We start from the raw sequence: 22,444 nt of genomic DNA on the forward strand, positions 1-22,444 counted from the left end.
CGGGCGGCGGGAGCCGGGTGATGGTGCCGGTGGCGGTGCTCGCCCTGGCCATGCTGCTGGTGACGCCGCGCCTGCCCACCGCGGTGCAGGTCTGGCTCGCACCGGGCCTGGTGCCCGGCGGCCTGCTGGGGCCGGACCGTTCGGACCTGGTGCTGCGCCCCGAGCCGGCGTCGCTCCCGGTCCCGGTCCGGTCGGGTGCCGACGCGCCGACTCCCGGCTTCGAGGCCCAGGACGGCCGCCTGCGGCCGGCTGCGGGACCCGCCGCCACGGGCGAGCCGCATGCCTTCCTGGCCACCCAGCAGCTGTCCGGCGCCACGGTTCCGGTCGCCTGGTCGCCGTGCCGGCCGGTGCACGTCGTGCTCGACCCGGCCGGTGCACCTGCCGACGCGGAGGGGCAGCTGCTCGCGGCCCTCGGCGCGCTGTCGGAAGCGACGGGCCTGGCGTTCGCGTACGACGGCACGACGGACGAGCGGCCCGACCCCGACCGCACCGCCTTCCAGCCCGAGCGCTACGGCGACCGCTGGGCCCCCGTCCTGGTCGCCTTCGACGACGACGTCCGGCACGACGGCCGTGACGTGGCGGGGCTGACCGAGGTGCGGTCGGTCTCCGTGGACGGGGGCCCCCAGGTCCGGGTGAGCGGGCAGGTGCGACTGTCCCGCCGGACGATGAGCTACCCGGCCGCCGGCGGGGCGCCGGGGTGGGTCCCCGTGCTGCGGCACGAGCTCGGCCACCTGGTGGGGCTCGCGCACGTCGATGACCCCCGGGAGCTGATGTATCCCGGCGTCGGGCTTGCCGCGACCTACGCCGCGGGCGACCTGGTGGGCCTCGCCGCCCTCGGCTCCGGGCCGTGCGCGCCGCAGACCTAGCCCCCCGCGAGCCGGGCGAGGGTGCCGTTCAGGTGGGTCGCGAGGGCGGCGCCGTCCGGGACGGCCGCCGGGTCGGTCACCACCGTCACGCCCAGGCGTCCCGCGTACGACAGCGCGGCGAACGCGACGCCCACATTGCCGGCGAGCACGCCGATCGGCATGATCCGCCGGACCGGTGCGCCGGCCAGCGCCACGCTGGGCGGTCCGGGCAGGTTCGTGAGGAAGGTGTTGACGAGGCGCTGTCGGTCCAGCCACCAGTGCAGGACACCGAGCCTCGCCAGGGCCCGGAAGGCCGGTCCGAGGACGGCGGTGGAGGTGCCTCGGGCGCCGACGCGTGCACGCGTGGTCCGCGAGACCTTCCGGACGCGGTCGGCCAGCGGCCCGCGCAGCGGCACCCGGACCGGCATCACCCCGACCGCGTTGCCGAGGTCGGCGCCGGCCGTGCTGCGGCGGCTCGAGACGGGCACCGAGACCACGAGCTCCGCGGGGTCCTCGCCGGTCGACCGCAGCACGGCCCCGGCTGCCTCGGCGACCGCGACGAGCAGCGCGTCGTTGACGGTCGCCCCGAGCGGCCGGGTCCTGGCCCGGAGCGCGCCGAGGTCGACCTCGGCCAGGTGCGCGGCCCGCGCGCTCCCCGTGGGGACGTTCAGGGCCGTCCGCGGTGCGCGTCGCGGTGGGCCCCCCAGCTCGCGGACACCGTCGCGCAGCCGCCTCCACCCGGCGGCGGGCCGGGTCAGGGCGCGCAGCCGCTCGTGCCAGGCGTCGAGCAGGAGCTCGCGCGAGGTCGGTCCGCCGGTCGGGGCGCGGCCGGGCGGGTCCGCGGGCCCGCCGGGTGCCGGGTGGTCCGCCACGCCGGCGAGCACCGCCAGGCCGCCGACGCCGTCCGCCAGCACGTGGTGCATGGCGAGCACGACCGCGACCGCCGCACCGCGGTGGACCAGCACGGTTGCGCGCCACAGCGGGCCCCCGCCGTCGAGCGGACGGGACAGCTCGCGCGCTGCGGCGCCCGCCAGGGCCTGGTCGTCGGCCGCATGGATCGCCTCGAGGCGGACGGCGGCAGCGACCGTCTCGGGTGGGCACGGCACCCAGTACGGTCGGCCGCACCCCGGCGGCGCCGCGCGCAGCCGCTGGTGGAACCGGGGCACGGCGCCGAGTCGCTGCCCGAGCACCGCGGCGAGCCTGGCCGGGTCCGGGTGCTCGAGCAGCAGCGCGGCGCCGACCGTGCGGGAGCCGGGGCCCGTGTCGGTCGCGAGCTCCACCGCGTCGGCCGGGCTGATGCGGTCGATCCGACCTCGCTCCCGCGCGCTCGTCATGCCTCGAGCCTGGCCCCGACCCGGCACGGCGCGCGCGTGACCGACGTCCCGCCTACCGTCGTCCCGTGCGACCCGTTCCTGAGCAGCCTGCCCCCGGGCAGGAGTCCGTGTGGGACTACCCGCGACCGCCCCGCGTGGAGGAGAGCGCCGAGGTTGTCGAGGTGCGACTGGGGGGCGTCGTGGTAGCCCGGACCGCCCTCTCCTGGCGGGTGCTGGAGACCAGCCACCCGCCGACGTACTACCTGCCCCGAGGCGCCTTCGCCCCGGGCTCGCTGCGAGCCGCCTCCGGGCACAGCGTGTGCGAGTGGAAGGGTCGGGCGGACTACCTCGACGTGCTCGGCGGCGACGCCGTCGCCGCGCGGGCCGCATGGACCTACCCGCGGCCGACGGCCGCCTTCGCCGTGCTCGCCGACGCCGTCGCGCTGTATCCGGGCCTCATGGACTCGTGCACCGTGGACGGGGAGCGGGTGCAGCCTCAGCCGGGCGGCTTCTACGGCGGCTGGGTCACGTCCCGCGTCGTCGGGCCGTTCAAGGGCGGTCCGGGCAGCCTGGGCTGGTGACGCCGCGTCGCGCCCGGGTTGCGCTCGCATCAGCGGCGGCGAGCCGGCGCGGGTGGCGCAGGCGGGTCAGCCCGCTGCGGCGGCGGCCTGCGCCAGGGCGTGCACGGTGCGGTCCAGGCCCCAGGTGAGCGACAGCGCGGTCGGCGGGGAGACCGAGGCCACCACGTCGCTGCCGACCAGCTCGGCCACCGCCCCGTGGGTGACCTGTGGCATGACCTGGCTGGACGGCGCGGCGAGGAACGCGGCCGCCTCGGCGGCGTCCGAGGCGTAGAGCACGAGCACGTCGGAGGTGAGCTCGGCGAGCCGCTCGTGGCTCAGGGTGGTGTGGGACGCCGTCTCGTCGGTGCCGAGTGCCTGCACCGAGGGTGCGGACCGGAACCCCAGGTCGAGCATGATCTGCATGCGGGGGGCGGAGGCCGGGTAGACGGAGAGGCCGGTCCCGGTGTCCTGCACCGCGGCCAGTGTCAGGCCGGCGAACTCCGGGTGCGCCTCGCGCGCTCTGGTGATCTCCTGATCGATGCCGACGAGGACCTCGCGGGCCTTCCCCGGCCGGCCGAGAGCTCGCCCGGTGATGGTCACGATGTCGCGCCACGGGGTGGACCACGGCTGGTCCGGGTAGGCGACCACGGGTGCGATCGCGCTCAGCCTGGTGTCCTGCTCCTCGGTCAGGCCCGAGTACGGCGCGAGGATGAGGTCCGGGCGCGCCGCCCGGATCGCGTCGTAGGGGACCGAGGTGCCCGTGTCCGGGAGCACGGTCGGCAGCGCAGCGCCCATTCCCTCGACCGCGTCGCGCACCCAGGGCAGCACGCCCTGCGCGCCCCCGGGCTGGTAGGGGATGGCCACCGGCAGCACCCCGAGGGCGATGGCCGCATCCGTGGCGCCTCGACCCCACGTGACCACCCGCCGGGGTGCACTCGGGACAGTGGTCGTGCCGAAGGCGTCGTCGACGGTGACCGGGAACAGCGCTGCGGAGCCGCCTCCGGAGGCCCGCGGGACGTCCTGCGCGGGACGTCCCGCGGTGCCCGAGCATCCTGCCAGCGCCACCGTGAGTGCTGCGGCGAGGATGGCGAGGCGGCGCTTCATGGACCCTCCCGTACCGGCCCGGAGATCAGGTCGCCGGCTCCGCCTCGGGCCGCGGGGGCCTGGCCTGCCTGATCTCCCGCCATGCCATCTGCGCCGCGGTCAGCAGCACGAGCGCCGCGAAGAGCACGCTGGACAGCCGGGCCGGGATCACGAAGGCGATGTACACCCCTGCGAAGGACGCCGCGGTCGCCGAGACCCCCACCAGGAGCGCCGCGCGGAGGTCCACCATGCCCCGTCGCACGTTCGCGAACGTGCCCGCCAACGTCGTGGGGACCATGACCAGCAGCGACGTGCCCTTGGCGAGCAGGTCGCCCACGCCCACCAGCACCACGAGGGCCGGGACCACGACGATGCCCCCGCCGACGCCGAACAGGCCTGCGGTGAGCCCCATCACCAGGCCGATCGCGAGGAACAGCAGCAGCGTCGGCACGGTGAGGGAGAGCTCCGAGCCGCGGGAGGGGATCGCGGTGACCATCCGCGCGGCCACCAGGACCAGCAGGCCCACGAACATCCACCGCAGCACGTGCAGCGGCAGCCGGTGCAGCAGGTGCACCCCGAGCCAGGACCCGGCCACCCCCCCGACGGCGAGCAACGCGGCGATCACCAGGTCCGCCTGCCCGCGGCTCAGGTAGGTGACGGCTCCCGCCAGGGCGGTGGGCACGATCGCGGCGAGCGACGTGGCCGCAGCGGTGCGCTGGTCCATCTTCGCGAGCGCGACAAGCAGCGGGACCACGACGATCCCCCCACCCACGCCGAACGCCCCGGAGATGAGTCCCCCGAGGGCTCCGACCACGACCATCACACCCCAGCGGCGCATCCAGGACACGTCGGAGGAGGAGGGGGGCACGTCGTCGATGCTAAGGGCTGGGGGGCGGTCCTCGCGCGGGAAGCGGCTGGCCGCCCTCAGGCGCGCACGGCGCGCTCGAGGAGCACGAGCACCTCGTGGTGAGCGGTGTGCGGGAACATGTCGAAGACCCGGGCCCGCCGCGGGACGAGGGACGGCATCGCATTCAGGTCCTGCGCGAGGCTGTCCACGTTGCAGCTCGAGTAGAGCACGTGCCGGACGCGCGAAGCCTCCAACCATCCGGCGAGCTCGGTGATGCCGCGCCGCGGCGGGTTGACCACCACGAGATCGGGTGCTCGTTCGGCGTCGCGGGCGAACGCGAGGGCGTCACCGGCCACGAAGCGGACGTCGACCTCCGTCCCTGACCCGTCGCGCGAGCGGGCGGCCGAGGCGACGGCCTCCTCGCTCAGCTCCACCCCGACCACCTCGCGGCCGGGGTGGGCGATGTGCAGGGCGAACCCACCGACCCCGCAGAACAGGTCCCACGCGGTGCGCGCGGGCAGGTCCCTGGTCCAGGCGCGGGCGTCGGAGTAGAGCGCGGCGGCCACCGTCGTGTTGGTCTGGAAGAAGCTCCGCGGCTGCAGGTGCAGCACCACGTCGCCGACCGGCATGGCCAGCTGCTCGCCGACCAGCGGGATCTCGACGTCGCCCTCGAGCACGGCCTTGTGCAGCGGCTGGATGTTCGCCGAGACCACGGCGGGCTCGAGCTCCTGCAGCAGCCACGGCAGATGCTTGCGTACGCGGGCCAGGGCCTCCGTGGACCGCAGCACGAACCGCACCATGAGCCCGTCGCCCTCGGTGACCAGGACGTACTTCAGCTCGCCGCGGCGGGTGGTGACGTCATACGGGGTCAGGCCTGCCCGCGCGACGAACGCGGCGAGCGTCGGCAGGGCCGCCACGATGCCGGGCGTGTGCAGCGGGCAGCGGCGCAGGTCGGTGCCGTGACCGGTGGCGTCGAGGATCCCGAGCGTCGGCTCGTCGACGGTGCCGGCCACGACCATCTTCGCCTTGTTGCGGAAGCCGTGCTCGGCGCTCGCCACCGCGGGCTCCCACACCAGCCCCGGGTGGTCGCCGATCGCCGCCCGGGCCCGCGCCTGCTTGCCGGACAGCTGGTCGGGGTAGTCGACGCGCAGCAGCGTGCACGAGCGGCACAGCGCCGCGTCGTAGTAGTCGCACCGCACCCCGGGAGGGTACGCCGGTGCTGCCGTTCGCCGAGGCTAGGTCAGCGAGGCGTGGTAGATCGCCTCGATCGACTCGTCCAACGCCATGTCGAACTCCTCGTCACTCTGGTCGACGCGCAGGCCCTCGGTCAGGGCCCGGGAGAAGCTCGCGATGACGCCGGGGTTGCACGCGAGCTTGGCGACCGCCTCCGCGCGTGAGTATCCGCCGGACAGCGCCGCCACCCGCAGCACCCGCGGGTGCTCGACCAGCGGCGTCCACAGGCCGTCCTCCTCCGGCAGGGTCAGCTTGAGCATCACCTGCTGCTCGGGCCGCAACCCGTCGAGCGCCACGACCAGGGCGTCGCGCAGCAGATCCTCCGCCTGCGCCTTCTCAGGGCTGTGGATGTCCACCTCGGGCTCGACGATGGGCACGAGCCCGCGGTCCAGGATGTGCAGCGCGACGGACAACTGCTGGTCGACGACGGCACCGATCGCGTCCTTGTGCGCCAGCGTCACCAGGGAGCGCATCTTGGTCCCGAACACCTGGTGGTCCTGTGCGCGGGACAGCATGTCGTCCAGCCGTGGCATCGGCTTCATGAGCCGCGTGCCGTCCGACTCGTCCTGCAGACCCTGGTCCACCTTGAGGAACGGGACCACCTTCTTGACCTGCCACAGGTACTCCGCGGCGCCGAGTCCGGCGATCTCGGACTCCATGGTCCGGTCGAACAGGATCGCCCCGATGACCCGGCCGCCCTCCGACGGGCCCGGTCCGCCCAGCTCCGGACCGTGACCTCCGAACGACGGGCTGGTGAGGATGCGGGTGCGCATCGCATGGACCAGGTCGAACATCTCGGACTCGTCGGCCCAGGACTCCACGCCGTAGGCGCGCAACGCCCTGGGTGTCGAACCCCCGCTCTGGTCCAGGGCGGCGATGAACCCCGATCCGGAGGCCATCTGCTGGAACTGCTCGCTGGCGCTCGTGGGCTCGTCGGCGGTGTGCATGACGGTGCGCATGGCGACCTCCCCCAGGGTGAGCAAGGACGTGGCGAGTGCCCTGTCTCCCCTGATCCCAGTGTCACCCCGTTGGTGCTGCACTGCGTCTCATGGATTGCGCACGTTCGTGCATCTTGCCCGCGTAGCCTGCCCACCGGAGGGGCCATGAGCGATCACATCGAGCCACGGGGTCGATCCGCGGCAGGCGGGCCGGCGCGACAGCACGGGCGCGACCCGGCGGGCGACCCACGCGACCCGGCGGGCGACCCACGCGACCTGGCGGGCGGCCCACGTGACCCGGCGGGCGGCCCACGTGACCCGGCGGACGGCCCACGTGACCCGGCGTCGGGCGACCCACGTGACCCGGCGGGCCGCCCACGTGACCCACAGCCGGCGATGCCGGGCCCGGCGCGGCTCACGTACCGGTACCTGCGGGTGTCGGTGGTGGCGATGGCGCTGCTGCTCTTCGTGGCCATCGGGCTCGACGTTCTGGCTGGCGGTGAGAGGTTCGGGTCGATCAGCGGCTACTTCTACTCGCCGGTGCGCAGCGTGTTCGTCGGCTCGCTCGTCGCGATCGGTCCGGCGCTCGTCGCGATCAAGGGTCGTGCCGGCTGGGAGGACGTGCTGCTCGACCTGGCTGGCATGGTCGTGCCCGTCGTCGCCTTCGTCCCCGCGCGGCAGGAGCTCGGTCCCGACGTGTGTGGCGGAATCCAGCGCTGCATCCCGCCCGACCTGGTGGGCGCGGTGGGCAACAACGTCGCCGCGCTCATCGTGCTGGGGGTGCCGGTGCTGGTGTTCGCGTGGTGGACGGGGCTCCGCGGCGGCGCGCCCGCCGTGCTCGCGGGGCTGGTGTCGGCTACGGTCGCCTACCTGGTGCTCGTCGTGTGGTTCGTGGTCTGGCGTGGCACGTTCCTCGCCGCCGGTCACGACGTCGCCGCGGTGGCCTTCTTCCTGCTCATCGCCGCGCTGGCGTGGCTGAACGGCCGCCGCGCACCGGAGCGGGCCCAGGCGCGGGTGCTCACGCCGGTGCGGTTCGCCCACGCGTACCGCGCGATCGCCGGTGTCATGGTCGCGACCCTCGTGGTGACCCTGGCGACCTGGGTGCTCCAGGCCGCGGGTGCTCTCACGGCGCCGTTCGGGTCCGTGTTCGTCGCCGAGACCCTCCTGCTGGTCGCGTTCATCGCGTTCTGGCTGCTCCAGACCGCCGAGAACTGGGACCAGGAGGCCGCAACCCTCCAGCCCTAGCCCCAGCCCTAGCCCCAGCCCTAGCCCTAGCCCGGCCCGGCCCGGCCCGTCGCACGTTCGTGCGCACGGTGCCGACCATGGCGCGGCGCTCGGATCCCAGCCGCGTCCTACCCCGTCACGGTGGACGTGCCGTGGTTGATGGCGATCACGCGACGTCGAGCACCCCCGGGTCCGGTGTTCGTTGCTCGGGCACCCTCGGGTCGGGTGTTCGTTGCTCGGGCACCCTCGGGTCGGGTGTTCGTTGCTCGGGCACCCTCGGGTCGGGTGTTCGTTGCCCTGGCGCCCCCGGGTCCGGTGATCCCCGCCCGGGCCGCTCGGCTCCCGCCAACCGGGTCGCGGTGGACCCAGCGCCGCGCGGTGCAGCCGCATCCCGGTCGCCGCCCGGTGGCACGCTGACCACCCGGCCGTCACGCCTGGTGAACTCGTAACGCACCGGTCCGCCGAGGCGACGGATCGCGAGGTCGAGGGCGTGGACCGTCGTGTGGTGGTGGCCGCAGAGCAGCACACCGTTCTCGACGGACGTCCGGCCGAGGTCGCGGTCCCACCAGCGGATGTGATGGACCTCGCAGTACGCGGCGGGTACGTCGCACCCGTTCCACGCGCAGGCCCTGTCACGCACGATCACCGCACGCCGCTGGGCACCGCTGTACAGCCGCTGCGTCCGCCCCACGTCCAGCGGGAGCCCCTCGGCGGACATCACGATCCGCCCGAGCTCACAGTCGCACAGCACGCGCGCCAGCTGCGACATCGCCACGGGCATGCCGTTCTCGAGGAGCGCGGGCGGCACCGGCCGGATCGTCGCCTCCTCACCGGTCTCGCGGCGGCGCTGCGCGTCGCGCAGCTCGACGAACGTCTCCGCGGGGACGATCAGCGAGACGCTCGGACGGTTCGCGACGCCGGACACCCGTGCGTCGGCGACATCCTGTCCCGGGTCGGGCAGCGGCAGGCCGTTGGGGTCCCGCGTTCGCCTCCGCACCCCGGCCATCCCCGCGGTCGCACGTTCGGCGAGCGCCACGAGCGCGTCTGCGTCGGCCTGACGCTTGTCGCGCTCCTCGTCCGGCGCCATGCCGACGCCGGCGATGGCCACCCGTAGCGCCTCGGCGGCGGCGTGGTCGAGGCGGCCGCGCAGGAACGTGCCCTCCGGCTGCTGCGACATGATGAAGAACCGCTCGCGACGCTGCGCTGCGACGCCTCGTTCAACCGCGGCGGGCTCGTGCTCCGCCACGACGCGGGCGACCGACGCCGTGAACTCCTTGACGGTCTGGCGCCGAGCCAGGCCGACCAGGCGCTGCTGGGTCTCCGGGCTCGTCAGCGCCGCGCGCGCCTCGTCGCCGGCGTGGGCCGTGACGCGCGCGAGCGCGTCGACGTGGGGGAGCGGCACGTCGCCGTCCCGGACGCCCTGCGCGACCGCGGGGAGGGCGACCAGCGTGTCCGCCTGCTGGACCTCCCGACGGGCCTGACCGAGGCCCGTCCGCGTGGCACGTGCGCGGGCCGCCTCGAAGTCCCGATCGCCGGGGCGCACCGACGTGTGAGCCGCGCGCTCGGCCACGAGCAGCCCTGCCCGGACCGTGGCCAGCGAGCCGGCGAGCCGGTCCAGGGCGCGCAGCGCACGGCCGCGTTCGCGCCCGCTCCACCTCTCGAAGCCGCCGTGCGCCGATGCCAGCCGATCCCCGCTCTCGACCAGCGCGTCGAGCGCTCCGAGGATCCACGACGCGTCGGCGTCCCTCGAGGTCGTCTCGAACATGTGTTCGACCCTACCGCCAATCGGCCTCATGATCAAGGCCGTGACCAGCGGAAACATATCCACAGGTCGGTCGCCGACGAGCTCTTCCACGGCGGGTGCGGTCCTTGGCGCCGCGAGGCTGGGCGCAGGGGAGCGGTGCACAGCTCGCTCGGACGGATGTGCGGCAGGAGGCCGGGCCCCGATCCGGCGCTCACCCGGACCTCCCGCCCCACCCGGACCTCCCGCCCCACCCGGACCTCCCGCCCCACCGGACCTCCCGCCCCACCGGACCTCCCGCCCCACCCGGACGCCGCGCCCCGCCGGGTCGCGGGCGGGCACCGGATCGCGGGAGGCTGGACAGCGACGATGATCAGCCCATCGGAGGAGCCCCGCCGTGATCCGCACCCTCGTCCAGGACTACGAGCACGTCCACACCGCCATCGGCATCATCGGAAACCTGCTGTTCGTGGTGGGGTCGGTACTGTTCTACAAGGCCTTCGAGCAGTTCTACACGCTTGCCGTGTCGATGTTCGTCGTCGGCTCGGCCTTCATGCTGGTCGGCGCCATCGGCGGCGGCCTGCGGCGGATGCTGGAGCGGCGCGACCAGGCCGCATCGCAGGCCTGAGAGGACAGCCGTGCCGACGTACGCCGGACGGCACGTTGCCGCCGCGCCAATCGGTATCGTTGGCCGACCGGCGGGAGGCTGACCGATGGGTGTGACCAGCGCGGACGTCGCGCGGGCGAGCGGGGTTTCCCGCACCACGGTGAGCTACGTCCTCAACGGCACGCCGGGGACGTCGATCTCCGACGCGACCCGGCAGCGCGTCCTCGCTGCCGCCGAGCGTCTGGGCTACGCGCCTTCGGCGACCGCGCGGGCGCTGCGCCGCGGGACCACCGACCTGGTGCTCGTCGTCCTGCCGCACTGGCCGATCGGCCCCGTGATCGACACCCTGCTCGACCATCTCGCCGACGACCTCGCCGAGCGCGGGCTGTCCGTGCTCGTGCACCACGGGCGGGGTCGTCCCCTGGGAGACCTGTGGCGCGCGGTGACCCCGCGCACCGTCGTCGGTCTGACTGCGTTCGCGCCCGAGGAGGTGCGGGCGATGCGTCAGGCCGGGATCCAGGTGGTCGGCACCCGGCTGGACGACGAGCATCACGACCCGAGCGTCTACGCCGTCTCCCAGCAGCAGATCGGCCGGCTGCAGGTCGAGCACCTGGTGGCGCGTGGCCGACGCCGGATCGGGTGGGCCGGGACGACGGATGCGCGCCTGGTTGAGTTCGCCGAGCCCCGGCTGGCCGGGGTGACTGCGGCGTGCGCCTCGGCGGGCCTGGCCGGGCCGCTGGTCGCCCGGCTCGAGCTGGACGTGCCCAGCGCCACGCGCGCGGTGCAGTCGTGGCGGGACGCCGGGGTGGACGCGGTCGCGGCGTACAACGACGAGGTCGCTCTCGCGGTGCTCGCGGGCCTGCGCCGGCGGGGTCTCGAGGTGCCCGGCGACGTGGCTGTGATCGGTGTGGACGACGTCCCGGCGGCGCGCCTCGCGGCTCCGCCGCTGACCACGGTGTCGCAGTCCATCGAGGTGCAGGCGTTGTACCTCGCGCGGGCGACGATCGCCGCGCTGGACGGTGCGGTCCCTCCGACCCCGCCACCCGACGTGCTCGACGTGGTGGTCCGCTCCTCGACGTAGCGAGACGGGCATGAACGTGTGCGGCGGCGCGGGAACGGACCTCCCGCGCCGCCGCCCTCGCACGGCCGGGCGCGCGGGAGGTCAAGGACCGCGCGCCCGGCCGAGCGTGTCACGGGTAGTCGACGACGAACCTCGGCATGCCCACGGTCGAGGTGTCGGCCGTGGCGCCGGTGTCGTTGACGACGTGCTCGATGGTCCCGGCCCCCAGGTTCACGGTCATGACGTGGTGCAGCTGCACGCCCGGCCGGGTCGGCACCGAGAACCCGCTCGCCGTGACGATCGACGGGTTGTTCTGGTTGAACACGTACACGCCGCCGCCGTACAGCCGGTGCGTGCGGACGTCCGCCCCCACGGTGTACCCGGGGTAGCCGAGCGTGCCGTCGGGCTGGGTCCAGTCCGCCTGCGTCGGCGGGTCGTAGGGCAGCTCGTTCTGGAACAGCACCACGGTGCCGCCGTTGCCCTCCCACACCAGGTTGCGCTGCTGGAAGTGCTCGACGAACAGGCCCGTCGCGGTGACGTCGTCGCCGGTCACGACCACGCCGGTCAGGCCGGTGTTCGTGTTCCAGCGGTCGGTGTCGCCGTTGACGCCGGCGGTGAAGCCCTCGACGCCGTGGTCGGCCCGCCACACCCAGGTGTGGTCGATGAGCACGCCGTCGGCGTCGATCCGCATGGCGGTGTCGACCTTGCCCACGTGCGGACCGCCGACGCGGAAGTACACGTCGGACAGCGTGATGGGGTCGAGCGCGGCGTTCTTGTGGTGACCGAGCGCGAGGTGGCGACCCTGGGTGCTGCCCACCTGCAGCAGGACCGGCGACTCGACCGCGCCCGCGTCGATGGTCACGCCCGCGACGATCACGCCCGGGACGTCCCGCACCACGAGCGGCGTCGCACCGTTGACCGCGGTGAGCGTCGCGTGGCCCATGCCGAGCACCACGGTGTCGGCGCGGTTCACGCGGATGCTGCGGTCCACGTCGTAGATGCCCGGCGTCAGCAGCAGGTTCTTGCCTCGTGCGAGCTGGGCGTCGATGGTCGCGACCGAGTCGCCCGGGTGCGCGACGTAGAACTCGCTCAGCGGGATCGAGCGGCCGGGCGTCATGCCGTCGGCCCACGAGATGCCGCGCGAGTCCGCGACGGCTGTGGGCACGCGCACCTGGTAGCGGCCCCCGGCGTCGACGTAGAGGTACGGCTTCTCACGGCTGACCGGGGTCCGGTCGAGCGTGGTGTACGGCGGGTCGGGGAACGCGGTCTCGTCCGGAGCGCCCTCGACGCCGGAGAACACCTGGTTCCACACGCCGTTGGTCCAGGCGCCGATCACGCTGTTGCGCGTCAGCCACTGCTGCTGCGAGCCGTTGAGGACCGTGCCGAACCGGGAGTCGGCGATGAAGCCGCCCGACGCGTACTGCGGCCCGGCGGTGCAGTAGTCCATGAGCGAGAAGTTGGTGCCCCCGCGCACGTCGAGCCGGCGCACCGACACCGCCTGGGACACGGCCCAGAAGTTCGCGGAGGCGCGGCACCCGTCCTGGCCGGCGCCGTCGATCTCGAGCGTCAGGTTGGACAGCGTCCGCCAGAAGTTGTTCAGGGCGATGCAGTTCGGGTTCGCCTCGTCGCCGAGGCACCGGTTGTAGGTCTCGATCTTCCCGTGCACGACGACGTCGGACGGCGAGGCCCCCAGCCCGGCGACCTCGGTGTAGTAGCCCACCCTGATCTGCAGCGGCTCCTCGGCGGAGCCGTACGTCCCGGGCTCGAACAGCAGGCTCCAGCGTCCGGTGCCCATCTCGTCGTCGACCTGCGCGTCGGCGATCGCGTTCGCTTTCGCCTGGATCTGAGCGACCGGCATGCTCGGGTCGAAGACGACGACGTTGGGTCCCAGGTCGGCGGCCCCGGTTGTGCGGTGCGCGGGAGCGGCAGCCGCTCCCGAGACCGCGAAGGATGCCGCGGCCAGCGCGGCGATCACGGCGACGCCCCCTCGGCGCGCGGTACGTGCTCGTGCCATGTCAACCCTCTCCGTCGAGGCGCGGCTCACCACCGAGCCGCGAGGTGACTCGTGTCACTTGTCGAGTGAGCCTAGGGGGACGGGGTGGGTGATCTCAAGGGGTTGTGGTGTGGCTGACGCCGTCCGCGAGGCGCGGCTACCGTCGCCGCATGGCCTTCGTCCGGGTGGCCGACGGCGTGCTGGTGGCGACCAGCCGCGTGATGGCGACCACCAGCACCCTGATCCGCGCCGGTGACCGCGGCGTCCTGGTCGACCCCGCCTGGTGCGCCGACGAGCTGGTGGCGCTCGCGGACGCGGTCGACGGCCTCGGCGTGCGCGTGACCGCCGGCTTCTCCACGCACCCGCACCACGACCACCTGCTGTGGCACCCGAGGTTCGGGGGCGTCCCCCGGTGGGCGAGCCCCCGCGCGGTCGCTGTCGTCGCGGACGAGCGCGAGGTGCTCCTGGCCGAGCTCCTCGCGGAGCCCGCCTGCCCCGGGGCCGACGAGCCAGGTGAGCCGCGGCCTGCTGAGCCCGGTGAGCCGCGGCCTGCTGGGCCCGCCGAGCCGCGGCCCGTGGAACCCGCCGAATCGGGGCCCGCGGATCCCGCCGAGCCGCTTCCCGGAGTGCGCGTCGACCCGCGTCGCCCGACCCGAGGTCGGCCCTCACCAGAGCCCTCCGCCCGGTCGTTCCCGCCCGAGGTCCTTGCGCTGTTCGCGCAGGTGACGGCGCTCCCGGACGCCCCCGTCGTCGCGTTACCGGAGCCGTTCGGCGCGGACGGTCCCGACGAGCCGCTGGTCGCCGTGGTGCACGACGCGCACGCGGCCGGTCACCTCGCGCTGTGGGCGCCGGAGCGGGGCGTGCTGCTGGTGGGGGACATGCTGTCCGACGTCGAGCTCCCGCTGCCGTTCGACCCCGACGACCTCGAGGCGTACCTGACGGGGCTCGACACGCTCGCGCCCTACGTCGCGCGGGCCCGCGTGCTGGTCCCCGGTCACGGCACACCCACGTCGGACCCCGTCGCGCGCCTGGACGTCGACCGCCGCTACCTCGCCGCCGTCCTGGCCGGACGCGACCCGGACGACCCGCGCCGCGCCAACCCCGGCATGCCCGAGGTCCACGCGCGCGTGCGCGCCCTCGCCGCCGCCCGGTTCGGCTGACCTCGCCGCAAGCCCGGTTCGGCTGACCGCGCCATGCGCCCGCCGAGACGTGCACTTCCAGGCGACAGGTGTGCCTCCAGGTGCGCCACTCGCCTGGAGGTGCGCCACTCGCCTGGGGGTTGCGCCCGCCTGGGGGTGCGTCACTGGGGGTGGCGCGGGGCCTCGCCGCGGCCGGCGCGGTGCGGGGCGCGCCGGTCAGCGCGCGGACCAGCCGGTCCAGCGGGAGACCGTCGCCAGGATCACCGGGCCCGTCGGTCGAACCTCGCGGTACTGGGGGTAGCGGGCGGCCAGGAGCGCGACCGCACGCTCGTGCACCGGGCCGTCGTCGACGACGCTCGCGGTCGCGTCGGCACGGACCCACCACAGCTCGTCCCACTCCTCGTCGTAGTGGTCCGCCAGCAGGCTCACCCGCGGGTTCGCGGCGATGTTGCGCAGCCGGCGCATCCGGTGCGGGTCACCCGTGCGCTTGGGCTTGTGGTCCACGGCCGTCACGACCTCGTCCTCGGTCACTGCGAACGTCACCGGCACCACGTGCGGGCGGCCGGCGGGGTCGGCGGTCGCGAGGTAGCCGTGCGGCGCTGCCGCGAACCGGTGACGGCACTCGTCGACATCCATCCCGGCAGCATGCCCGCCCGTCGCGCCGAGCGCAGGGCGAGCCCCGCGGCACGTGGTACCACGTGAGCCCCGCGGCCGCGTGAGCCGCCCATCCCGCACGGCGACGCGCTCGGCGGCGACCGCCCATCCTGCACGGACCATCACCCGCGCGGGTGAACCTGGCCGGCGCCGGGGTGGCGACTGCACGGTGTGCGTCCGAGGTGCCCACCGTGCTGCCGACGTTGACCGCTACCTTTCCCGGCATGGATGCATCGCTGGTCGACGAGCACGGCAGGAACGAGCCACCCACGACCGGCGACGAGGAGGCCACGCTCCTCGGGTTCCTCGACTACCAGCGGGCCACGCTCGAGTGGAAGACCCGGAACCTGGACCACGACGGTCTGTCCGCGACGCTGCACCCCACCACGATGACCCTTGGTGGCCTGCTCAAGCACCTGGCGTGGGTCGAGGACTGGTGGTTCTCGCAGATCCTGCACGACAACGCGCCCGCTGCCGCGTGGGACGACGTGGACTGGCGGGTCGACCCGGACTGGGAGTGGCACTCGGCCGCGCAGGACAGCCCCGAGCAGCTGCGCGGCCTGTGGCAGGCCGCCGTGCTGCGCTCGCGGGACCTGACCGAGCGGGCCCTGGAGCAGGGCGGCATGGACCGGCTCTCGTCGTGCGTGTTCGATGATGGGCATGCGCCGAGCCTGCGCTGGATCGTCGTGCACATGATCGAGGAGTACGCCCGGCACAACGGGCACGCCGACCTGCTGCGCGAGGCGTTCGACGGCGAGACGGGGGAGTAGCCCTCAGGCATCCACCAACCGCAGGTGCACCGTCGCCGTGTCACCGACCGTCAGGCCCTGCGCGCGGCGCACGGCCTTCTTGAGCGGTAGCACGAACGTCCCGGCGCCCTGCGACGGAAAGATCGACGTGCGCCACACGGTGGTACCGATCCGCACCTCGACGCGCAGCGACCCGAAGCCTCGGGTGACGTGCGCACCGGCGTCCAGGACCTCGTCGGCGAGCTGCTCGGGCAGGTTGACGAACACCCACGAGTCGGCGCGCCGCGCCTCCCACTCGTACAGCACGGCCTCGAACTCGTAGTCCACCCGCCCGACGCTAGCGTCGCGCCCCGACGCCCGTCGCGATCAGCCCAGGGACAGCAGCCCGAGCGCGAACCGCCCCCACTGCGTGGGGCCGTCGGGACCGAGCATCGCCGGACGCCAGTCGTCGTCCCACCAGCAGGCCACCCACCCGATGCCGCGCGCCGACGTGTAGTCCGCGAGCTCGGTACCGTAACCCTGCGGGCTGCCCACGAGGTAGCTGTCGCCCTGCGCCGAGTCGAGGTCGGTGAACCCCCACTCCGTGACCAGCACCGGGTGGTCCGCGGAGACGTCGCCGAACCACCGGTCCCAGCCCGAGCGCGCGTGGCCGGGGTAGATGTGCGTCGCATAGACCACGTCGCCGTCGTCGACCGGCGTGTCCGTCACCCAGGACAGGTCCCGGGCGTCGTCGACGCCACCGATCACGACCGGCTGGGTCGCGCCGGTGGCGCGGATCGTCGCGACGAGCTCGTCGGCGGCGTCGTGCCAGTCCACGGCGTTGATCCCCTGCGGTTCGTTGAACACCTCGAACAGCACGTGCGGCGCGGGCGCGAAGAACCGCGCCACGGTGGTCCAGAAGTCCACCGTCAGGTCCCAGGTGTGCGAGTAGAGCTCCGGGTCGTGCGGGGCCGTCCCGGTGCGCACGTTGCCGATCGAGTGCCAGTCCACGATGGCGTACAGCCCCGCGTCCCCGGCCCAGCGCACGGCCGGTTCGAGGTAGCGCCACAGGTACTCGTCGTCCTCGCGCCACCACTGCGGGTGCACCGGGATCCGCACGACGTTCGCACCGGTCGCGGCGATGTCGGCGAACAGGTCCGGCCCGAGCTCGCCGTCCTGCTCGAGCACGTACGGGTCGCGGATCATCACCCCTCGCAGCACGAGACCGGCGTCACCGGCGACCAGCCGCGCTCCCTGCACGTCCGGCGCGGGAAGCTCGACGGTCGAGGTGAACGCGTCGGTGTGCTCCACTGCCAGCGTCAAGCGCCCACCGACGCCCAGCACCGCGAGCACGACGACGACGAGGAGCAGGGCCCCGGCGCCGATGCCGAGGCCCGCCAGGATGCGGCGCATGGAGCCCATGGCACCCGAGGAACCGGACCTCGGCGCGGGTCCTACGTCCCGCGCCGAGCCTCAGGGCGTGACGAGTCTGGCAGCCCAGGCGCGCACCGCTTCCCAGTCCCGCACGTCCCGGCGCTGCTTGCCCGAGGCGGGGTCGGCGCCTCCGAACACCGTCACCGCGTACGGCGTCAGCCACGAGCTCCGGGCGAGCGCGCGGTCCAGCTGCGCTCGGGACGACCCCCAGGCCTCGGGTGTGTCGCGCCTGGGTCCGGAGCCGAAGACCGCCACCCGCCGCTCGGTGAGCTCGCGGCGGTGCCGGGTGAGGAACCGCCGCGCCCGGGCGTGCCACCGTCCGCGGTACAGCGCACCGCCGACGACCACCAGGTCGGGCGAGTCCAGATCGCGCCGGTCGGCGGCGTCCCGCACGTCGACGGTGAGCCCGGCGTCCGCGAGCGCTCGGCCGACCGCCTCCGCGAGCTCGCGGGTGGACCCGTGCCGGGACGCGTGCACCACCAGTGCGGTCCGCATCGCCACCTCCGACCTCCACCCTGCGCCGTGGACAGACTGCGACGATCCGGGACGGAAGGTGTGGGGCCTTCGTCCCGGCCCTCAACGCAGCCGGCGCACTCGTAGCCAGCGTCCCGCCGGGAGCGACGGACCCGGTCAGACCGCGGACCGGTGCGCCGTCGGCGGCGTGCCGCAGCGCGGAGTAGTGCGCGGTGACCAGGTCGAAGCACCTGCGAGACCGCTCGCGCGGGCAAACGGCTCGTGCGCGAGGCTTCCTCGGGTCAGGATGGTGTCGCGACGACGGGAGGTCGAGATGGGATCGAAGCAGGTCAAGGGCAAGGGGAAGCGGCCGGGGTTGCTACGGCTCGTGACGATCGGGCTGGCCGTGGCCGCCGTGGTCAAGGAGCTCCGCACGCCACCGGACGAGCGGACCTGGCACGGCACGATCGCGGGTTTCGTGCCCTACGAGTTCCGGGTCCCGACCCTGGCGCGCGCGAAGGAGCGGTGGTGGAACCCCGAGGGTGCCCACTACCTCGGACCGCAGGTCTTCGGCGTGGGCTGGACCGTGAACGTCGGCAAGGTCGTGGCGCTCGTCAAGGGCCGGATGGCCGACGACTGACGGCGGTCCGCGGGTGTGAGCGCGCGGCCGCGACGGCGCTGCCGCGACGGCGCTGTACGGATGGCGCTGTCGCGACGGCCTGTCCCGACGGGACGGTCCCGAAGGCTCTCCGGCGCGCTCGAGTCGGCCGGCGCGTGGGTGACCCGCCCCAGCAGCGTGTCGGACGACGTGACGACGCAGGCGTCGCGCAGACCCTCCTTGGACCCGGGGTGCTTGAGCACCAGTGCCGGGGGAGACGTCGGCGGCCCGGGCGATGTCGCGGACGCTCACGGCATCCGGGCCGCGGTCGGCGCACGGCCGGAGCGGCTCGTCGCGGACGCGCGCCCGCGGCAGGTCCCGCGTCCGGCCGCCGGACTCTCAGGCCGCGGGCCCGGAGACCTCGTACAGCCCGATCTCGTTGCCGTCCGGATCGATGATCGTCGCCCAGGCGCTCGCATCGTCGATCGGCTGGCGAGGATGACCGACCCGCCCCCCGAGCTCGACCACCCGGACGAGCGCCTCCTCGATGGAGTCGACCTCGACGTAGCCCCGAGGGCTGCTGAAGTCCTCGGTGCGCCGCACGAGCCCGCCTCCGCTGATGCCGTTGGGCGCCCGCCACATCGGGTAGCCCTCGAAGCCGGGTGCTTCCTGCACGTCCCAGCCGAACAGACCGCCGTAGAACGTCGAGGCCGCCGCGAAGTCGGTGACCGGGATCTCGGTGTGCGTGATGTCGCCGTGAGCCATGGTGTGCTCCGTCGCTCCGGGCCGCCGGCGGCGGCCGATGCCGCGACAGTAGGACGCACCGGTGACATGCCGACAGGTCCCTTCGCCGTATGGGATCCGCTGCAGCGGTGCGGCCGTCGGGTGGGCCGTCCGAGCCGTACCCCTCAGGGCGTTCCCGCACCCGCCCGGGTCAGCGCCGCCACGAGCGACGTCGCGTCGTGCGGTCCCTCGTGCCGGTGCCCGCCGACGAAGAACGTGGGCGTCCCGCGCGCGCCGCTCGCCTCTGCGCCCTCGACGTCCGCGCGCACGTGCGCGGCCAGGCCCGGGTCGGTCAGGTCCGCCACGAAGGCGTCCACGTCCAGACCGAGCTCGCCCGCGTAGCCCACCAGGTTCTCCCGCTCGAGCCGGTCCTGGTGGGCGAACAGCAGGTCGTGCATCGGCCAGAACCGGCCCTGCCGTCCCGCCGCCTCGGCCGCCATCGCGGCGAGCTCCGCGTGCGGGTGCACGTCCGGCAGGGGGAGGTGCCGCACCACGTGGCGCAGCTCGTCCCCGAAGTGCAGGCGTAGCTCCTTGGCGACTCCGGTGGCCTTCGCGCAGAACGGGCACTCGAAGTCCAGGTACTCCACGAGCGTCACGGGGGCGTCGGCGGGCCCGCGGATGTGGTCGCGCGCGGGGTCGACCGGGACCGCGAGGGTGCTGGGCAGGTCCGCGCTGCGCTCACCGAGCAGCGCCGCCGCCAGCCGGAACACGAGGGCGCCGAGCGCCGTCGCGAGCACGCCCGCGGCAAGCACGCCGATCGCGGCCTCGTCCCGCAGGCGAGCGTCGTCGAACGCGAGGCCTACCACCAGCAGCGAGATCGTGAACCCGATGCCGGACAGGGCGGCCCCACCCGCGAGGCTGCCGGGGCCCACCCCCCGCGGCAGCCGGCCGAGTCCGGTCCGCACGGCGAGCCAGGTGCCGCCGCCCACCCCGACCAGCTTGCCCACGACCAAGGCCAGCACGACCCCCCAGGTCAGCGGTGAGCGCAGCGCGTCCCCCCACGCTCCGCCGCGCAGCACGACGCCCGCGTTCGCGAGCGCGAACACCGGGACCACCAGGTACGCCGTCCAGGGGTGCAGCAGCTCCTGGAGCCGGTCGTTGACGGGGACGGCCCGCACCAACCCGCGTCGCGCGGACCGTCCCACGCTGGCCATCGGAGACTGCCGGAAGGCCCGCACGAGGCGCGCCGCACCCTCGACCGCGTCCCGGCCGGGTGCTGCCGCTGCGACCAGGAGCCCGGCGAGCATGCCGGCGATCGACGGATGCAGCCCGGACGCCACGGTCGCCGCCCACAGTCCGGTCAGCACGACGAGGTAGGGCGTGCCCTGCCACACCCCCGCGCGGGCGAGTGCGCCCAGCACCACCAGGCACGCGAGTGCGGCCGCGACCGCGCGCAGGTCGACGCGCCCCGTGTACGCCACGCCGATGACGCTCACGGCGACGATGTCGTCGACCACGCTCATGGTGAGCAGGAACAGGCGCAGCTGGGTCGACGCGCGGGGACCGACCACGGCGAGCGCCCCCAGCACGAACGCGGTGTCCGTGCCGACCACGGCACCCCACCCTGGCCCGGCGGCCCCGCGTCCGACGACGGCGAGGAACAGCAGCGCGGGCACCGCGGCCCCGCACAGCGCGGCCACCATGGGCACCACGACGCGCCTGCGATCGGTGAGCTCACCCAGCGCGAGCTCGCGCCGCACCTCCAGCCCGACGACGAAGAAGAACAGCGTCATGAGCCCGTCGTTGACCCAGTCGTGCACGCTCATGCCCCACGCGGTGCCCCCGACGCTCAGCGCGATGCGGGTGTCGAGCGCGCCGCGATAGGCGTCCGCCCAGGGTGAGTTGGCCCAGGCCACCGCGACGAGCACGCCTGCGAGGGCGAGGGCCGCGCCGCCGGCCTCGGTGCCCAGGAACCGGCGCATGGGGGCCGAGAGCTGGCCGGACAGGGGCCGACGCGGGCTGGAGGACTCGGGCCCGACCAGGGGCAGCCTCGTCACCGCGGAACCGCTTTGCTGCTCATCACGGACCTCCGCCGGTGGGCTGGGCAGCACGTTATTGCCCCGGGGCCGACCGTGGATAGAGGTGTCGGCCGGAGGGCGGCCGCCGTGGACACGGGGATGGCCGCGTCAGCGGACCTTGGGGAGCGTCAGACCTCCGCGAGCACCGCGGTGCTCGCTCGCCGGATCACGACGCCGTCGACCGGCGCGCCGAGGTCCCCGGCGATCACCGGGCACGTCACCTGGAGCAGGCTGAACACCCGGTGGCCGGCCTCGCTGAGCGACTCGTAGTTCGCCTGGCCCTTGGCGAGCACGACAGGGGCGGTGGCGAACGCGCGCCGGAACTCCGCTGAGCAGCGGCCCAGGTCGAGGCCCGGAACGGCGCACCCCACATCCACGATGCGCGCGCGCGAGCCCAGCCCGGCGGCCAGCGCGTCGGCGCGGGTGGCGTCGTTGAGCGTCGGACCGGACTTGACCGCATAGGTCACCGGCAGCCGGAGCGTCTCGATGAGCACCCGGTCGAAGACCGTCTCGCCGGCGTTGTCCGCGAGGTAGAGGACCCATGGCGCCCGCGCCAGCTCGGCCCGCAGCGCGTCCAGGTCGTCGACGGCCAGGGGTGCCGACAGCACCCGCTGGGTGTGCGCCCACAGGTCGGCGGCCGTCGGCGCGGTGTCGGCGGGGCCCGCGTCGATGACGGAGCCGGCGATGGCCACGCGTACCGCCGCCTCGAGCGGGTCGTCCGAGGCAGCGACCCGCTCCGAGAGCCACGGGTACAGCTCGAGCGCTGCCTTCGTGCTCGCCTCCTTGACCTGGGCGTACGGGTCGGCCTGGCCGAGCTCGTCCCGCAGTGCGCGGTACAACCTGCCGGCGACGCGTGGCGGATCCAGCTCGGCGTCCACGGTGCCGAGCACCTCCATGGCGGTGCGCACGGCGTGCTTCTGGGCGGTGGCGTCCACGCCTGCGAAGCGGGCGGCGTCCACGGCCTGACGCACGAAGCAGGGATAGCAGTCGAGGTGGGTTCGCACGGGGTCCATCGTCTCAACCCGGGTACGGGGTGGTCGCGGGGCGGAGGTCCCGCGTGTCCGGGCCGTGGTTCGGATGGGTGAAATTGGGGCAAATACCAGGGAGTCGACGACCCCGACTGGGACCATGGTCGCGACGCGCGGGCCACCCCCGACCTCGGCCTGCCGAACGGCACACCACGCTCCACCCCC

At 74.2% G+C, this 22,444-nt stretch carries 22 protein-coding genes; 8 read left to right on the forward strand and 14 right to left on the reverse strand.

Translation table 11 applies throughout. The features are described 5' to 3' along the window. Nucleotides 1-20 precede the first annotated feature (20 nt). Nucleotides 21-866 carry a peptidase M10A and M12B matrixin and adamalysin gene (locus tag Q6348_RS07260; protein WP_304600632.1) on the forward strand — a complete coding sequence of 282 codons (846 nt, stop codon included), beginning with the start codon at nt 21-23 and terminating at the stop codon, nt 864-866. Here Q6348_RS07260 and Q6348_RS07265 read toward each other — a convergent pair. Next, entirely contained in the window at nt 863-2,179 is a 1,317-nt protein-coding gene (locus Q6348_RS07265; RefSeq protein WP_304600633.1) for a wax ester/triacylglycerol synthase domain-containing protein, read from the reverse strand. The genes Q6348_RS07260 and Q6348_RS07265 overlap by 4 nt on opposite strands. A 65-nt stretch (nt 2,180-2,244) precedes the next feature. Between Q6348_RS07265 and Q6348_RS07270 the strand changes: the two genes are divergently transcribed. Then, nucleotides 2,245-2,739 carry a DUF427 domain-containing protein gene (locus tag Q6348_RS07270; RefSeq protein ID WP_304600634.1) on the forward strand — a complete coding sequence of 165 codons (495 nt, stop codon included), beginning with the start codon at nt 2,245-2,247 and terminating at the stop codon, nt 2,737-2,739. Nucleotides 2,740-2,805: 66 nt separating this feature from the next. On the opposite strand, the gene Q6348_RS07275 is transcribed toward Q6348_RS07270, so the two are convergent. From Q6348_RS07275 to Q6348_RS07290, 4 genes are read right to left on the reverse strand one after another with little or no spacing between them, the layout of a single operon-like run. Next, complete coding sequence (locus tag Q6348_RS07275) at nt 2,806-3,822, reverse strand: ABC transporter substrate-binding protein (protein WP_304600635.1); 1,017 nt, start codon at nt 3,820-3,822, stop codon at nt 2,806-2,808. A 25-nt stretch (nt 3,823-3,847) separates the two neighbouring features. Next, the gene (locus tag Q6348_RS07280) at nt 3,848-4,669 is read right to left on the reverse strand and encodes a sulfite exporter TauE/SafE family protein (RefSeq protein ID WP_304600636.1); all 822 of its coding nucleotides are present in this window, start codon (nt 4,667-4,669) and stop codon (nt 3,848-3,850) included. A gap of 56 nt (nt 4,670-4,725) precedes the next feature. Continuing rightward, entirely contained in the window at nt 4,726-5,847 is a 1,122-nt protein-coding gene (gene rlmC, locus Q6348_RS07285; protein ID WP_304600637.1) for a 23S rRNA (uracil(747)-C(5))-methyltransferase RlmC, read from the reverse strand. 36 nt (nt 5,848-5,883) lie between these two features. Beyond that, nucleotides 5,884-6,840, reverse strand: a complete 957-nt coding sequence (locus tag Q6348_RS07290) for a fructose bisphosphate aldolase (RefSeq protein ID WP_304600638.1) — start codon at nt 6,838-6,840, stop codon at nt 5,884-5,886. A 375-nt stretch (nt 6,841-7,215) separates the two neighbouring features. On the opposite strand from Q6348_RS07290, the gene Q6348_RS07295 reads away from it, so the two are divergent. Continuing rightward, nucleotides 7,216-8,064 (forward strand): hypothetical protein, encoded by an 849-nt coding sequence (locus Q6348_RS07295; RefSeq protein ID WP_304600639.1) that lies wholly within the window; start codon nt 7,216-7,218, stop codon nt 8,062-8,064. Between the two features lie 145 nt (nt 8,065-8,209). Here Q6348_RS07295 and Q6348_RS07300 read toward each other — a convergent pair whose 3' ends face one another. Further along, a complete protein-coding gene (locus Q6348_RS07300) occupies nt 8,210-9,808 on the reverse strand; it encodes a DUF222 domain-containing protein (RefSeq protein WP_304600640.1) in 1,599 nt (532 codons plus the stop codon). Between the two features lie 373 nt (nt 9,809-10,181). Between Q6348_RS07300 and Q6348_RS07305 the strand changes: the two genes are divergently transcribed. Further along, on the forward strand, nt 10,182-10,412 hold the full coding sequence (locus tag Q6348_RS07305; RefSeq protein ID WP_304600641.1) for a YrhK family protein: 231 nt from the start codon (nt 10,182-10,184) through the stop codon (nt 10,410-10,412). Nucleotides 10,413-10,497: 85 nt separating this feature from the next. Beyond that, the gene (locus Q6348_RS07310) at nt 10,498-11,472 is read left to right on the forward strand and encodes a LacI family DNA-binding transcriptional regulator (RefSeq protein ID WP_304600642.1); all 975 of its coding nucleotides are present in this window, start codon (nt 10,498-10,500) and stop codon (nt 11,470-11,472) included. A 109-nt stretch (nt 11,473-11,581) separates the two neighbouring features. Here the strand turns inward: Q6348_RS07310 and Q6348_RS07315 are convergent, their stop codons facing one another. Next, nucleotides 11,582-13,465, reverse strand: coding sequence for a pectate lyase-like domain-containing protein (locus Q6348_RS07315; protein ID WP_304600643.1), 1,884 nt, complete (start codon nt 13,463-13,465; stop codon nt 11,582-11,584). A 149-nt stretch (nt 13,466-13,614) separates the two neighbouring features. Between Q6348_RS07315 and Q6348_RS07320 the strand changes: the two genes are divergently transcribed. Next, the gene (locus Q6348_RS07320) at nt 13,615-14,604 is read left to right on the forward strand and encodes an MBL fold metallo-hydrolase (RefSeq protein ID WP_304600644.1); all 990 of its coding nucleotides are present in this window, start codon (nt 13,615-13,617) and stop codon (nt 14,602-14,604) included. A gap of 195 nt (nt 14,605-14,799) precedes the next feature. Here Q6348_RS07320 and Q6348_RS07325 read toward each other — a convergent pair whose 3' ends face one another. Then, a complete protein-coding gene (locus tag Q6348_RS07325; RefSeq protein ID WP_304600645.1) occupies nt 14,800-15,219 on the reverse strand; it encodes a TIGR03668 family PPOX class F420-dependent oxidoreductase in 420 nt (139 codons plus the stop codon). Between the two features lie 242 nt (nt 15,220-15,461). Here Q6348_RS07325 and Q6348_RS07330 point away from each other — a divergent pair, with 242 nt between their 5' ends. After that, complete coding sequence (locus Q6348_RS07330; protein ID WP_304600646.1) at nt 15,462-16,007, forward strand: DinB family protein; 546 nt, start codon at nt 15,462-15,464, stop codon at nt 16,005-16,007. 3 nt (nt 16,008-16,010) lie between these two features. Here Q6348_RS07330 and Q6348_RS07335 read toward each other — a convergent pair whose 3' ends face one another. Genes Q6348_RS07335 through Q6348_RS07345 form a run of 3 tightly spaced genes read right to left on the reverse strand, consistent with a single transcriptional unit; the run spans nt 16,011 to nt 17,894 of the window. Beyond that, nucleotides 16,011-16,313 carry a DUF1905 domain-containing protein gene (locus Q6348_RS07335; protein WP_304600647.1) on the reverse strand — a complete coding sequence of 101 codons (303 nt, stop codon included), beginning with the start codon at nt 16,311-16,313 and terminating at the stop codon, nt 16,011-16,013. Between the two features lie 39 nt (nt 16,314-16,352). After that, nucleotides 16,353-17,378 (reverse strand): glycoside hydrolase family 5 protein, encoded by a 1,026-nt coding sequence (locus Q6348_RS07340; protein ID WP_304600648.1) that lies wholly within the window; start codon nt 17,376-17,378, stop codon nt 16,353-16,355. A gap of 60 nt (nt 17,379-17,438) precedes the next feature. Further along, complete coding sequence (locus tag Q6348_RS07345) at nt 17,439-17,894, reverse strand: flavodoxin domain-containing protein (RefSeq protein ID WP_304600649.1); 456 nt, start codon at nt 17,892-17,894, stop codon at nt 17,439-17,441. A gap of 292 nt (nt 17,895-18,186) precedes the next feature. On the opposite strand from Q6348_RS07345, the gene Q6348_RS07350 reads away from it, so the two are divergent. Then, entirely contained in the window at nt 18,187-18,492 is a 306-nt protein-coding gene (locus Q6348_RS07350) for a hypothetical protein (RefSeq protein ID WP_304600650.1), read from the forward strand. A gap of 357 nt (nt 18,493-18,849) precedes the next feature. Here the strand turns inward: Q6348_RS07350 and Q6348_RS07355 are convergent, their stop codons facing one another. The 3 genes from Q6348_RS07355 to Q6348_RS07365 form a co-directional block, all read right to left on the reverse strand. Then, the gene (locus Q6348_RS07355) at nt 18,850-19,215 is read right to left on the reverse strand and encodes a VOC family protein (protein ID WP_304600651.1); all 366 of its coding nucleotides are present in this window, start codon (nt 19,213-19,215) and stop codon (nt 18,850-18,852) included. A 143-nt stretch (nt 19,216-19,358) separates the two neighbouring features. Beyond that, nucleotides 19,359-21,230: a Na+/H+ antiporter NhaA gene (gene nhaA, locus Q6348_RS07360; RefSeq protein ID WP_304600652.1), complete on the reverse strand. Its 1,872-nt coding sequence runs from the start codon at nt 21,228-21,230 to the stop codon at nt 19,359-19,361. A gap of 149 nt (nt 21,231-21,379) precedes the next feature. Beyond that, nucleotides 21,380-22,255: a damage-control phosphatase ARMT1 family protein gene (locus Q6348_RS07365; RefSeq protein ID WP_304600653.1), complete on the reverse strand. Its 876-nt coding sequence runs from the start codon at nt 22,253-22,255 to the stop codon at nt 21,380-21,382. Nucleotides 22,256-22,444: the final 189 nt, after the last annotated feature.

The sequence above is a fragment of the Actinotalea lenta genome (genome assembly GCF_030586465.1).
Classification (GTDB): domain Bacteria; phylum Actinomycetota; class Actinomycetes; order Actinomycetales; family Cellulomonadaceae; genus Actinotalea; species Actinotalea lenta.